This window comes from Flavobacterium daemonense (assembly GCF_007341385.1).
Classification (GTDB): Bacteria; Bacteroidota; Bacteroidia; order Flavobacteriales; family Flavobacteriaceae; genus Flavobacterium; species Flavobacterium daemonense.
On the sequence record NZ_VJYD01000019.1, the window covers coordinates 40,990 to 53,605 of the forward strand.

15 protein-coding genes are annotated in these 12,616 nt (G+C 33.8%); 6 read left to right on the top strand and 9 right to left on the bottom strand.

Going from position 1 to position 12,616, the window contains the following annotated elements; translation table 11 throughout:
• Positions 1-177: 177 nt before the first annotated feature.
• The 4 genes from FND99_RS18605 (at position 178) to FND99_RS18620 (ending at position 3,967) form a co-directional block, all read left to right on the top strand.
• Entirely contained in the window at positions 178-1,956 is a 1,779-nt protein-coding gene (locus tag FND99_RS18605; protein ID WP_144339438.1) for an ABC transporter ATP-binding protein, read from the top strand.
• A 69-nt stretch (positions 1,957-2,025) separates the two neighbouring features.
• Positions 2,026-2,394: a PUR family DNA/RNA-binding protein gene (locus FND99_RS18610; protein ID WP_144339475.1), complete on the top strand. Its 369-nt coding sequence runs from the start codon at positions 2,026-2,028 to the stop codon at positions 2,392-2,394.
• 173 nt (positions 2,395-2,567) lie between these two features.
• Complete coding sequence (locus tag FND99_RS18615; protein ID WP_144339439.1) at positions 2,568-3,398, top strand: alpha/beta hydrolase; 831 nt, start codon at positions 2,568-2,570, stop codon at positions 3,396-3,398.
• A 20-nt stretch (positions 3,399-3,418) separates the two neighbouring features.
• Positions 3,419-3,967 carry an RBBP9/YdeN family alpha/beta hydrolase gene (locus tag FND99_RS18620; protein ID WP_144339440.1) on the top strand — a complete coding sequence of 183 codons (549 nt, stop codon included), beginning with the start codon at positions 3,419-3,421 and terminating at the stop codon, positions 3,965-3,967.
• A gap of 154 nt (positions 3,968-4,121) precedes the next feature.
• On the opposite strand, the gene FND99_RS18625 is transcribed toward FND99_RS18620, so the two are convergent.
• Positions 4,122-4,457, bottom strand: a complete 336-nt coding sequence (locus FND99_RS18625) for a tRNA-binding protein (protein ID WP_144339441.1) — start codon at positions 4,455-4,457, stop codon at positions 4,122-4,124.
• A gap of 131 nt (positions 4,458-4,588) precedes the next feature.
• Between FND99_RS18625 and FND99_RS18630 the strand changes: the two genes are divergently transcribed.
• Positions 4,589-5,482, top strand: coding sequence for an alpha/beta fold hydrolase (locus tag FND99_RS18630; protein ID WP_144339442.1), 894 nt, complete (start codon positions 4,589-4,591; stop codon positions 5,480-5,482).
• 642 nt (positions 5,483-6,124) lie between these two features.
• Positions 6,125-6,520, top strand: coding sequence for a GreA/GreB family elongation factor (locus FND99_RS18635; RefSeq protein WP_144339443.1), 396 nt, complete (start codon positions 6,125-6,127; stop codon positions 6,518-6,520).
• 112 nt (positions 6,521-6,632) lie between these two features.
• On the opposite strand, the gene FND99_RS18640 is transcribed toward FND99_RS18635, so the two are convergent.
• From FND99_RS18640 to tnpA, 8 genes are all read right to left on the bottom strand, one after another.
• Positions 6,633-6,941: a c-type cytochrome gene (locus FND99_RS18640; protein WP_144339444.1), complete on the bottom strand. Its 309-nt coding sequence runs from the start codon at positions 6,939-6,941 to the stop codon at positions 6,633-6,635.
• A 101-nt stretch (positions 6,942-7,042) separates the two neighbouring features.
• Positions 7,043-7,975, bottom strand: a complete 933-nt coding sequence (locus tag FND99_RS18645; protein WP_144339445.1) for a peptidylprolyl isomerase — start codon at positions 7,973-7,975, stop codon at positions 7,043-7,045.
• A 47-nt stretch (positions 7,976-8,022) separates the two neighbouring features.
• Positions 8,023-9,165 carry an MFS transporter gene (locus FND99_RS18650; protein WP_246074246.1) on the bottom strand — a complete coding sequence of 381 codons (1,143 nt, stop codon included), beginning with the start codon at positions 9,163-9,165 and terminating at the stop codon, positions 8,023-8,025.
• A 203-nt stretch (positions 9,166-9,368) separates the two neighbouring features.
• Complete coding sequence (locus FND99_RS18655; RefSeq protein WP_144339447.1) at positions 9,369-9,707, bottom strand: cupin domain-containing protein; 339 nt, start codon at positions 9,705-9,707, stop codon at positions 9,369-9,371.
• 1 nt (position 9,708) lies between these two features.
• Positions 9,709-10,620 (bottom strand): reprolysin-like metallopeptidase, encoded by a 912-nt coding sequence (locus tag FND99_RS18660; protein ID WP_144339448.1) that lies wholly within the window; start codon positions 10,618-10,620, stop codon positions 9,709-9,711.
• A gap of 13 nt (positions 10,621-10,633) precedes the next feature.
• On the bottom strand, positions 10,634-11,506 hold the full coding sequence (locus tag FND99_RS18665; protein ID WP_144339449.1) for a sugar phosphate isomerase/epimerase family protein: 873 nt from the start codon (positions 11,504-11,506) through the stop codon (positions 10,634-10,636).
• Positions 11,507-11,564: 58 nt separating this feature from the next.
• On the bottom strand, positions 11,565-12,011 hold the full coding sequence (locus tag FND99_RS18670; protein WP_342777802.1) for an NADPH-dependent FMN reductase: 447 nt from the start codon (positions 12,009-12,011) through the stop codon (positions 11,565-11,567).
• A gap of 110 nt (positions 12,012-12,121) precedes the next feature.
• Positions 12,122-12,583, bottom strand: coding sequence for an IS200/IS605 family transposase (gene tnpA, locus FND99_RS18675; RefSeq protein WP_144339450.1), 462 nt, complete (start codon positions 12,581-12,583; stop codon positions 12,122-12,124).
• Positions 12,584-12,616: the final 33 nt, after the last annotated feature.

Consider the following 12,616-nt stretch of genomic DNA (forward strand, 5'->3'; position numbering starts at 1 on the left):
ATGAATTTGTCAAAAAGACTTCTCAAACATAATTAAAAAATACACATGTGCTAATTTTTTATCTTTAAAATAACAATTTTACAATATAATTGTTTTGATTAAAATGCATTTTATTATAATTTTAATTAATAATAATTCATAATTTTAAATCAATTCAATGTTACATTTCTTAAAAAAATGAAAGAGTTAAGCTATTTAAATAAATATTTTGTCAAATATAAATTCAGTTTTTCATTCGGAATTTTAATCACAATAATCGCACAAATTTTCTTTTTATTTACGCCAAAATTAGTCAGCCACTCTTTTGACGTTATCGAACGCTTTCTAAAACTCTCAAAAGCAGACCAAAACTCTTCGATAATTAGAGATTTCTACAAACAAGATTTAATTAATAATGTCTTTTTAATCATTGGAAGTGCAATTATTGCAGGTTTTTTAACCTTTTTAATGCGCCAGACTTTAATTGTAATGTCGCGTCATATTGAATTTGATTTAAAAAATGAAGTCTTCAAACAATATGAAACACTTTCGCAGAATTTCTACAAACAAAACCGTACTGGCGATTTAATGAACCGAATCAGCGAGGACGTTTCAAAAGTGCGTATGTATGTTGGCCCGGCGGTTATGTATACGATCAACACTTTTATTCGTTTTGCAATCGTTATTATATATATGTATAATGTTTCGCCGTTGCTGACGTTGTACACGATTCTCCCGTTGCCAATTCTTTCATACTGCATTTTTAAATTAAGTTCTGAAATCAACAAACGAAGCACCACGTTCCAGCAATATCTTTCAAAAGTTTCGAGTTTTACGCAGGAAATATTTTCTGGAATTCGCGTTATAAAAGCCTATTCTTTAGAAAATCAGCATCAAAATAACATGGTTGATCTTTCTGAAGAAAGCAAACGAAAAAGTTTGGATTTAGCAAAAGTGCAGTCTTTATTTGGTCCACTTATGATTGCGCTTATCGGAATAAGTAATTTGGTTGTGATTTATTTTGGAGGTGTTATGTACATCAACGGAACGATTCCGAATATTGGAACCATTGCCGAATTTATTTTGTACGTAAATATGCTGACTTGGCCGGTAGCATCTTTGGGCTGGGTTTCATCGATGGTTCAAGAAGCCGAAGCGTCTCAAAAACGTTTGAACGAATTTTTGAAAATACAGCCAGAAATCAAAAACAACAATCCAAATTCATCAGAAATTCTGGGTTCAATTGCTTTTGAAAATGTAAGCTACACTTATGAAGATACCAATATTGAGGCTTTAAAAAATGTGACATTTTCGGTTAAAAACGGAGAAACATTGGCTATTTTAGGTAAAACTGGTTCGGGGAAATCGACTATTTTATCTTTGATTTCGCGTTTGTATGATGTTACAGAAGGAAGAATCACAATTGACCAAAACGAAATCAGCACTTTGAATTTATATGATCTGAGAAATAACATCGGAATTGTACCTCAAGATGCCTTTTTATTTTCGGATACAATAAAAAACAACATCAAATTCGGTAACCAAAATGCAACTGATGAAGAAGTAATGGAAGCAGCAAAAAATGCTGTAGTTCACGATAATATTATTGCCTTTAATAAACAATATGACACTATTTTAGGAGAACGAGGCATCACACTTTCGGGAGGACAAAAGCAGCGTGTGTCAATTGCGCGTGCGATAATTAAAGATCCAGCTATTTTGCTTTTTGACGATTGTCTTTCTGCAGTTGACACCGAAACAGAAGAAACGATCTTAAATAACTTATTTGAAATTTGTAAGAATAAAACCACTATTATTGTAAGCCACCGAGTTTCGTCAGCAAAGAATGCGGATAAGATTATAATTTTAGAAGATGGCAAAATAATTCAACAAGGTTCTCATAATCAATTAATAAATCAGGAAGGCTATTATTCATCGTTATATTTAAAACAACTTTCGGAAAAAGAATTACTTTAAATGTTGTGTAATAGATAATTTTTTATGATTTTTGAGTACTATTAATTCCAAAAAATGATAGAACGTATTATGAGAGAAAATGACATGTTAGAAAAAGAAGAGATTTTTTCTAAAGTATTACGCGCAGGAAGAAGAACTTATTTCTTTGATGTGAGAGCTACTAAAGCTGACGATTATTACATCACGATTACCGAAAGTAAAAAATTTACTGAAGAAGATGGTTCTTTTCATTTTAAAAAACACAAAATTTACTTGTACAAAGAAGATTTTAGTGCTTTTGCCGAAATACTAGAAGAAATGACTTCATATGTCTTGAACCACAAAGGCGAAGAAGTAATTTCTGAAAGACACCAAAAAGATTTTAAAAAAGAATACGGTTCAGATAAAGCTGAAGGACAAAGATCTAGTTTTACTGATATTGATTTTGACGATATTTAATTCCATATAGCTTTTTAAAAAGTACGAGTCCAATTTGTTCAGCATTTTGGACTTTTTTTATATCTTGGCGTGAAATGTAAATTGATAAAATGTAAGATGCGAAATGTGATACTATGATTACACTCTTCGTTTATGCTTTTCACCTTTAACATTTAACTTCTAACAAACCAAAAATGAAAAAATTAATCCTCTTATTTGCTTTCCTATTCCTTTCTGCTTCTTCGTTTGGTCAAAAAACAGAATATGAAACCAAATCAAATATTCAATATTACAACGCAGCAGCAAACAAATCTGACAGTTATATTAACGAAAGATGCGTTTTAGATATTTATTATCCAAAAAACACTAAAAACTTTGCTACCATAATTTGGTTTCACGGCGGCGGATTGACTGGCGGAAGCAAGGAAATTCCGGAAGCTTTAAAAAATAAAGGTTTTGCTATTATTGGCGTTAATTACAGGCTTTCGCCGAAAGTAAAGGCAGAAAAAGCGATTGAAGATGCTGCAGCTGCAATTGCTTGGACTTTTAACAACATTTCCAATTATGGAGGCGACGCTTCGCAGATTTTTGTTTCTGGGCATTCGGCTGGCGGATATTTGGCGTTAATGACTGGGCTTGATAAAAAATGGCTGCAAAAAGAAGGAATTGATGCCAATAAAATTGCCGGACTTATTCCGTTTAGCGGGCAATGCATCACGCATTTTGAGATTAGAAGAGAAAATGGGATTCCAGAAAAACAACCAACTATAGATACCTATGCGCCTCTATATTACGTTCGTGCCGACGCACCGCCACTTTTATTGATCACTGGCGACAGAGAACTTGAAATGCTGGGACGTTATGAAGAAAACGCTTATATGGCACGCATGATGAAGCTCGTTGGTCATACACAAACCAAACTTTATGAATTAGACGGTTACGGTCACGGCATGACTGAACCGGGTTTTCCGCTTCTAGTCAACGAGGTAAACCGAATTTTAAAGGAGAAACAAACTAAAAAATAAAACAATTAAAATCCACGGCAATGGACACACAATTATTGATTTTACCCGGATTAGGAAATTCTGGAGAGAAACACTGGCAGACCTTTTGGCACGAAAAATTCAAAAATTCAATCCGTTTAGTTCAAGACAATTGGGACGAACCGCTTCGCGAAGACTGGATTTCTCGACTAAATGAAGAAGTTTCTAAATTAGAAGAACCAACGATTCTGGTTGCGCACAGTCTTGCGGTTTCCTTAGTCTTGCATTGGGCAGAAACCCATTCAAACAAAAATATTGTTGGCGCTTTATTAGTCGCACCAGCTGATGTAGATTCTCCTCAGCATACTCCAGACATTGTTCGAAATTTTGCACCAATGCCTATATACAAATTGCCATTTCCGTCAGTCGTTGTAGCAAGCGAAAATGATCCTTACGCTTCTTTCGAAAGAAAACAATATTTTTCGGAAAAATGGGGAAGTGATTTTGTAAACGTGGGTCAGCAAGGACACATCAACTCTGATTCTGATTTAAAATATTGGGAAGAAGGACAAGTGATATTACAACAGTTAATTGAAAAAATCAATTCTTAATTAAATATTTTAACACATAGAAACATAGGTTTAAATCCTAAAAAAGACAACAAAAAAGAAACTCGTTTCTTCACACATAGCTATGTGTATTTAAACAAATGAAATGCCTTTTTTCAAGTTTATTGAACTATGTTTCTATGTGTTTAATAAAAATTTACCCAATCCTAAGTCCATTCGGTATTTTAAAATCCGGCGCTAATAAAATAACATCGCCCTCCTCACCTACAGCACCGAGAACCAGACATTCGCTCATAAATTTTCCGATTTGTTTTTTCGGAAAATTCACAACCGCAACGATTTGCCTGTTTACCAAATCTTCTTTTATATAACGCTTCGTAATTTGCGCCGATGATTTTCTGATTCCTATTTCCGAACCAAAATCTATTGTCAATTGAAATGCTGGTTTTCTTGCTTCGGGAAAATCATTTACCTCAACAATGGTTCCTACTCGCATGTCTGTTCTTTCAAATTCGTTCCAAGTTAAATCCATTTTGTATGCTATCTAGTTTATTTACAAACCTATAATTTTGTAACGAATTGCACTAATTCTATAACTAGTTTTTCTGGCATCACATTTAATTTTACTAGACATTGAATGAACTAACAGTAAAAACATACAATATGGAAAATGGTGTAATAAGTCCGGGAATTTCTCTTCAAGATTTTGATTATGAAGTTAATAAATCAAATAGCGATAAATATATTGAAGTTGCAAAAAATGTAAAACTATATGTAAAAGATTACGGAAAAGGAAAACCAGTAATTTTGATTCATGGTTGGCCGCTTTCAAACGAAATGTGGGAATATCAAACCGAATTTTTGGTTCAAAATAATTACAGGGTAATCGCATACGACCGCCGTGGATTCGGGAAATCATCTCAGCCTTGGGAAGGTTACGATTACGATACTTTAACCGATGATTTAAGCGAAATTATTGAGCAGCTTCAACTGGAAAATGTAACACTTGTTGGTTTTTCTATGGGAGGCGGTGAAGTAGTACGCTATTTCAGCAGACATCATGGAAAAGGTGTTGAAAAAGCCGCTTTGATTTCCTCAATTATTCCATTTTTACTAAAAACAGAAGACAATCCTGATGGTCATCCGAGAGAAAAAAGCGAATCAACCGCAGCAGCAATTAAAGAAGACCGAATTGGTTTTTTAGATAATTTTGGGAAAACATTTTTTGGTGTAAACATCATCAACAAACCTTTAAGTACTGCTTTATTAGAATATTACAGAATGCTTTGTTCTTTTGCTTCTCCGCATGCAACCTTGAAATGCGCAGAATCTTTTTCTTATACTGATTTTAGAAGCGAACTTCAGTCTGTAAATGTTCCAACTTTGATTATTCATGGAAACGACGATAAAATTGTTCCTATCGATTTGACTTCTAAAAAAGCATCACAATCCATTGAAAACAATACTTATATTGTTTATGAAGGCGCTCCACATGGTTTATTTTACACCGACAGAGACAAATTAAACCAAGATTTACTTGAATTTTTAAATTCGTAAAATAACCTTTTGCCACAGATTTTACAGATTAAAAGGATTTAAACTTTGTACGTAAAAAAAATCTTTGGTTAAAAACTCTCGCAGATTTTGCAGATTAGCAGATTTTCTTTAGTTGCCAAAAGATTAATCTGCTAATCCGCAGAATCTGCGTGAACATTTTTTCCACTCACTTTTTAAATCATTTTAATCTCTGACTCGAGCGATAGCGAACAGGCGAAGCAAATCTGTGGCCAAATAAAAACCAAACATTCACTGCAATATCAAATGGAATTATCTTAAAAAAGTTTGTTATATTTGTAAAACAAGCAAAAAATTCCATTGTGAGTTCACTACTCTTATTTACAGTTTTAACACTAGTGTTTTCTTCTCCAAGAAAACCGCTTTCTGCTGTATTTATCTCACACAGCAAGGCCTTTATTAATTAGGCCTCCGTCTATTTCATTTCTTCTTTCAGGCGGAGGATTTACATCTCTTTAAAACATTATTTTATTTGACAAAATCAAATTTTAGTCAGATACTTTTTTGTTTTTCCACATTTAAGCAATTTGAAAATCAGGCTTTTTAAAAGTTCTGAGCGCTTGCTTTCTACATTTTAAAGAAGAAAAAAATCAAAAAAAATAATACAATTAAATTTACACAGATATGAAACCGATTCCCACATTCACCAAATCAGAGCATCAATTTTTAAGAGAATTGATTTTAAAAAGTAAAAACGCAACCAATACTCAAGAAGCAAATTTGCTATCGAAGGAATTAGATCGCGCGATTATCAGTAAAGAAAGTGATTTAGATCCGTCAATAATCCGAATTAATTCTTTTGTGACTATTGAAGACGTGAAAGCAAAAAAACAAATGACCATACAAATTGTTCTACCTTCGGCTGCTGATTTAAAAGAATCGAAAATTTCAATTCTTGCTCCTATCAGCGTTGCGATTATTGGCTTTAAAGAAAATGATCAAGTCGATTGGGAATTGCCTGCGGGAGTAAAAACTTTAAAAATAATTGCAGTGAACAACGAAGAAGTACATACTGCATAAATTTTATAAACACCTCATCTTACGTGAAGGTGTTTTTTTATATCTGTCTGAAAACAAAAAAACTATTCAATATAAGTACTGAATAGTTTTTTTATGTTTCTAAATGCAAATATTACAATTGCGAGTGAATATAATTTGTTATCGAAGCCATATTAGTATCATCTAATTTTGCTTTTTTCTGCATGCGAACCAAAATTGGCTGCCATTCTTCTTTTGAGAATTTCGTTGGTTCATATAACTTGTGACATTTTGCACAGCTATTTTCATATAAGCTTTTCCCTGCAGCAAGTTCAGGAGTTAATTCCTTTGCTTTTGCAGTTTCAGTTACTGCAGGCGCAGCTGGTGCAGCAGGCGCTTTTTTTGTACCGCAAGAAGCAAGTAATAATACTGCAGCGGTTAAAGTTAAAATTTTTGATCTCATTGCTTAGTCTTTGTTTTTAATTTAAGTAAATATAAAAAAATCCCACATGCCAAAACATATGGGATTACTATTTAAAACAATACTAAATTGTTCTAGAAATCTTATTTAACATCCATTAATTCAACGTCAAAAATCAAAGTTGCGTTTGGTGGAATAACTCCTCCTGCACCTGATGGTCCGTAAGCCAAATCAGATGGAATTACAAAACGAGCTTTGTCTCCAACTTGCAATAAAGCAATACCTTCGTCCCATCCTTCGATAACTTGTCCAATTCCTAATTTAAATTCGATTGGTTTTTTTCTTGGGTAAGAAGAATCAAAAACTTTTCCGTTTTCTAAAGAACCTTCGTAGTGAACAGAAACTGTTTTTCCTGCTTCAGCTCTTTTTCCTTCACCTTTTTGAATCATTTTATAACGCAAACCGCTTTCTGTTTTATCAAAACCAGCAGCTAATTGTTCCATTTTTGCTTCAGATTCCGCTTTTAAAGCCGCTTCTCTTTTTAGACGAGCACCTTTTAAACCAATGAAAGCCTCAATCGCATTAAATTTTTGAGCTTCATCACCAACTCTGATAATTTCAACTGACTCTAATGCATCACCTTGAGCAACAGAATCAACAACATCTTGTCCTTCAACAACATATCCAAAAACACTGTGTTTTCCATCTAACCAAGGAGTTGGAACGTGCGTAATGAAAAATTGAGAACCGTTGCTTCCAGGTCCTGAATTTGCCATAGATAAAACTCCCGGACGATCGTGTTTTAAAGTTGGGTGAAATTCATCGTCAAATTTATATCCAGGATCTCCAGTTCCAGTTCCTTTAGGACAACCACCCTGAATCATAAAATCAGCGATAACTCTATGAAAGTTTAATCCGTCATAGAATTTTTGTCCTTGAGGTTTTACTTTATTTTCCATATTTCCTTCTGCAAGAGCAACAAAGTTTCCTACAGTTCCTGGTGTCAAATCGTGTGTCAATTTTACTAAAATTGAACCTTTGCTAGTATTGAATTTAGCGTATATTCCGTTTTCCATTTTGTATTTTTTTTTATTCGAATGCAAATTTACAAATTAATTATTTATCAATTTGTCTTTCTATTTTTAGATTTATATGTGAGTCCATAAACAACAAATGACAATGCTGATAAGCCAACACAACCGATAGCAACTGCGTGCCATCCGCCCATTTTCCAAAGCATTAATCCATATGCAGATCCAGCTGCAGTTCCTAAAAAGCTAAACGACATAAATACTGTATTTAGTCGGTTTCTGGCTTCTGGCAATAATGAATAAACTCGGGTCTGATTTGAAATGTGAACGCCTTGAATCCCTATATCAATAAACACAATTCCAATTGCAATTCCGATTACACTTTCAATTGAAAAATAAAAAATCAGAAAACTAATCAAGATCAACAAACAGCCGTAACCAACTGCAATTCTGGAATTTCCTTTATCTCCAATTTTACCCACCAAAGGCGCCGCCAAAGCTCCAGAAGCACCAACAATTCCGAACAAACCGATTGTCGCGCTATTGAAATGAAAAGGCTCACCTGAAAGCAACAAAACCATTGTGGTCCAGAAAGCTCCAAATTGAGCAAAACTGAAAACATTTATTGCTGTAGCTTCACGCAAAATCGGCTGTGTTCTTATAAGAGTAAAAAGCGACTGAATCAATTGTCCATAAGTTCCCTGAAACTGAGGTTTATTGACTGGAAATTTGCTTTGAATTACAAAAAAGATCAGCAGACAAATTCCTGCCGCGATATAAAACATCGATCGCCAGCCCAAAACCTGACCAATAAGTCCGCTTAAAGTTCTCGAAAGCAAAATCCCGACTAATAAACCGCTCATAATTGTTCCAATAACTTTTCCGCGCTGTTCTGGCGTACTTAATGACGCCGCCAAAGGCAAAATAAGCTGTGGTACAATCGATGTGATTCCGATTAATAAGGAAGCGATTTGTAAAATCAGAAAACTTTTGGCCGTTGCTGCAATCAATAAAGCGATTACAGAAGCAAAAGTGGTGATCAAAATTTGTTTTTTACGTTCTAATTTGTCACCAAGAGGCACCATAAAAAACAGCCCAATTGCATAACCCGCCTGCGTCAGATACGTTATTGTTCCAGCGCTGGCTTCGGGAATTTTAAATTCGTTGGCAATTAAAACAATCAAAGGCTGGCAGTAATAAAGATTTGCAACTATAAGACCAGTGCAAACTGCCATAAACAAGACATTGGTTTTAGATAAATTCATGGTGCAAAAATACCATCAATATTTAACCTAGACTTATAATTAAAGTTATTTTTTTACTAAAATCTGTGTAAAACCGCGTCTTTGCGATGGCGAATCTGTCTCATCTGCCTCGATTTTAGAACGCGGATGAAACAGATTCGCCATCGCGAAAACACGGATATCACTGATTTAATTTATTTCAAAAAATCTTCGCGAACCGGACTAAAAACATCCGTAAGCATGCCGCTTTCAAGACATACAACGCCATGAACAGCGTGAGGCGGAATGTAAAAACTGTCTCCTTCTTTTAAGTTTTGTGTTACACCACTTATCGTTACATCAAATTTTCCGCTTGCGATATACGTCACCTGTGAGTGGTAATGATCGTGTAAAACGCCAATACCGCCTTTTTCAAAATGAACATTTACGAGCATAATTCTGTCATCATAGGCCAAAATTTTACGCTTAATTCCCTCTCCTACAACTTCCCATTCTATGTCGTCACCTTTTATAAATTCTTTACTAGTTGCCATTTTATTTATTTTTAATTTTTTCAAGATCTTTTTGCATCAACGCTAATCCTGCGTCAAGATTGTTTTCTTGAAAGTATTTTTCTAATTCTTTTAACCTTTTAACATTATCATATTTCAAACCTGAATTCAGCTTTCTTTGACAAAGCGAACATAATCTAATCAAATGACTGTCTGTTTCATACATGCTGTTTGTGCCGTTCATAACACAATTTGCTTCCGTACAATGATGAAGCCCAAACATATGTCCAATTTCATGCGAGCAAATTTTCAGTAATCGATCTAAAGCCAAAGTAAAATCGGCGTCTTTCTGCATTCTATAAATCGAACTTACCGCAATTCTATCTTGATAAGATGCTAATCCAAAAACATAATTCCATTCCGGTTTTGGGTACAAGTCCTTTTCTGTAATCGCCATTAATGCAATTCCGCCAGAAGGTTTTTCTTTTTTTAAAACATCATTTAAAATATAACCTGCTAAAAATTGTTCCTGTTCCATATCGCCAATTCTTCTGGCACGATCTGGAACAATATCATTTGAAACTTTTTCCAAAATCTTAGTCTCTAGTTGAAAAAATATTTTCAGATATTGACGAACTAATTCAATTTGTTTTTGCTGTTCCAAATTAAATTCACCTATAGGCTGTAAATAAATGATATTTTCCTTTTCGGTTGGAACAACATGTTTTGTCCTCAAGAATTGCTCAAAAGTTTGTTTTCTTTCATTGTGCGAATATAGCCATTCGCCAAAAACAGGATCCGCAAGCTTGACATCATTGGCTTTAATATCAATAAAATAAGGTTGTGGCGGTGACTCAAGCAATGCAATTGTCGTTGCATCGAGAGTAGTTTTCTCTTTTTTATTTGATTGACAAGAACAAAAAATCACTAAAAGCACCAACACAAGCTTATTCATAAATTATAATGAATTAAATTAATTCTTTCGCAATAAAATCACAGCTTGTTTTAATAGATTCAAAAGCATTTCCGGCAAAATTATTTTCCTGTTCAACAAAAAAATGAAGTATTCCAGATTGTTTGGCCGCTGCAAAAAATGGCTTAAAATCAATTAACCCCGAACCAATTTCAGTATTCAGCGCCTGATTTGTTTTGTCCATATCTTTTACATGCCACATTTTAAATCTTCCCGGATTTTCTTTAAACAATTTTAAAGAGTCATTTCCAGAACGGGCAACCCAATATAAATCTAATTCAAAATAAACTAAGTCTTTGTCGGTTTCCGTCAGCAAAATTTCATAGCCTGTAACGCCGTCATGTTTTTGAAATTCAAAATCATGATTGTGATACGCTAATTTCAACCCTGCTTTTTTACACATTTTTGCAGCTTCATTTAAGCGCAAAGCTATCTTTTTGTAATCTTGAATGCTCTTTCTATACGGTTCATCAACCCATGGAACAGTAAGAAATTCGTTTTTCAGGATTTTTGCCGCTTCAATTGCCGCAATAAGTTCAGCGATATTTCCATCGTATAAATAACTTCCCAAATTATAATGTCCGCTCAGCGCTTTTAGATTATTATCGTCTAGAATCTTTCTTAATTCTTTTGGCGATAATCCCCAAAACTGATCTTTTATGGAAAAACCGTATGTTTCAACAGTTGTAAAACCAGCTTTTGCAACATTTTCCAAAGTTGATTTTACGTCTTTTGGCAGCTCGTCGCGCAATGTATATAACTGTAAACCTATTTCTTTTTTGTTCATTGTAAAAGCTAATGATGGCAAGGCTAAAACTGCAGCGGCAGCCAAGCTTGTATTAATAATAAAGTTTCGTCTTGTTGTCATTTTAATTTCAAAAAAATCCAAAAGTAAAGCTACTCTTTTTATCGAAACTGTTTACAAATCACTCAAAAAATTGATTTTCAAAATCATTAATAAAATCGGCAAGTGCTTTTACGGTTTCAGAATTCGTGATTTTTCCCTCACTGTCCATTTTTCCGCGAATGCCTTGGATTAATAATGTTGAAGAATTATCAAATTTGGCCTCAAGCGTTTTCATGACAAGCAAAAGTTGCTCATGTCCCATTTCACCTGAAGCGGAAGCAGTGACAAGTCCAGTCTTTTTTCCTGAAAAAACAGTGGTCGAAACACACCATTCTAAAGCATTTTTTAAAGTTCCCGGCAAACTGAAAACATATTCCGGCGTGCAAATTAAAACGCCATCGGCTTGAGCTATTTTGTTTCTGAATTCCGTTACGCTTTTTGGTACATTTTCATTATCAAGATCGGGATTGAAGTGGGGCAATTGATCTAATTTCTCGAAAATTTCGATCTCGAATTCCGATTTAATATTTTCTTAAATGTGTTTTAGAATTTTGAAATTGCTGGCGTTTTTGCGAGTGCTGCCGTTTATCGCGAAGATTTTAATTTTTTGTAGAGAAATCATCCCATAAAATATCTTTAAATTAATTCTTTAAAGATAAACTTTTCATCAAAATCAATTTCAAATTTATTAAGAAAGTCAATATATTCCTCTCTGAATGTTTTATTTTTATGATGCAGTTCTTGATTATGAATATAATTTATAACAGCACTCAAATGCGATTTACTATATGAAAATGCCCCATATCCTTCTTGCCATTCAAAATGAGCATTTACAAATTTGTTTTCATTTATCCATTTTGATGAGTTTTGTTTTATACTTTTCATTAATTCAGAGATAGACTGTACTGGTCTTATTCCAATTAAAATATGAATATGATCTGAAACGCCATTTATGGCCAACAGCTTATGGTTATTATTTTTAATAACTCCTGAAATATATTTGTATAATTCATCTTTCCATGTATTGTGAATGATTGCATTTCTGTACTTTACGGCGAATACAAAATGAATATGTATTTGTGTATATGTGTTGGGCATTTCTTAGATATAGTCCCTACGGGACATTAATTC

Bases quoted from the DNA above. Each gene is read 5' to 3' on its own strand.
- FND99_RS18605 (WP_144339438.1), top strand. From the start codon at position 178: ATGAAAGAGTTAAGCTATTTAAATAAATATTTTGTCAAATATAAATTC.
- FND99_RS18610 (WP_144339475.1), top strand. From the start codon at position 2,026: ATGAGAGAAAATGACATGTTAGAAAAAGAAGAGATTTTTTCTAAAGTA.
- FND99_RS18615 (WP_144339439.1), top strand. From the start codon at position 2,568: ATGAAAAAATTAATCCTCTTATTTGCTTTCCTATTCCTTTCTGCTTCT.
- FND99_RS18620 (WP_144339440.1), top strand. From the start codon at position 3,419: ATGGACACACAATTATTGATTTTACCCGGATTAGGAAATTCTGGAGAG.
- FND99_RS18625 (WP_144339441.1), bottom strand. From the start codon at position 4,457: ATGGATTTAACTTGGAACGAATTTGAAAGAACAGACATGCGAGTAGGA.
- FND99_RS18630 (WP_144339442.1), top strand. From the start codon at position 4,589: ATGGAAAATGGTGTAATAAGTCCGGGAATTTCTCTTCAAGATTTTGAT.
- FND99_RS18635 (WP_144339443.1), top strand. From the start codon at position 6,125: ATGAAACCGATTCCCACATTCACCAAATCAGAGCATCAATTTTTAAGA.
- FND99_RS18640 (WP_144339444.1), bottom strand. From the start codon at position 6,941: ATGAGATCAAAAATTTTAACTTTAACCGCTGCAGTATTATTACTTGCT.
- FND99_RS18645 (WP_144339445.1), bottom strand. From the start codon at position 7,975: ATGGAAAACGGAATATACGCTAAATTCAATACTAGCAAAGGTTCAATT.
- FND99_RS18650 (WP_246074246.1), bottom strand. From the start codon at position 9,165: ATGGCAGTTTGCACTGGTCTTATAGTTGCAAATCTTTATTACTGCCAG.
- FND99_RS18655 (WP_144339447.1), bottom strand. From the start codon at position 9,707: ATGGCAACTAGTAAAGAATTTATAAAAGGTGACGACATAGAATGGGAA.
- FND99_RS18660 (WP_144339448.1), bottom strand. From the start codon at position 10,620: ATGAATAAGCTTGTGTTGGTGCTTTTAGTGATTTTTTGTTCTTGTCAA.
- FND99_RS18665 (WP_144339449.1), bottom strand. From the start codon at position 11,506: ATGACAACAAGACGAAACTTTATTATTAATACAAGCTTGGCTGCCGCT.
- tnpA (WP_144339450.1), bottom strand. From the start codon at position 12,583: ATGCCCAACACATATACACAAATACATATTCATTTTGTATTCGCCGTA.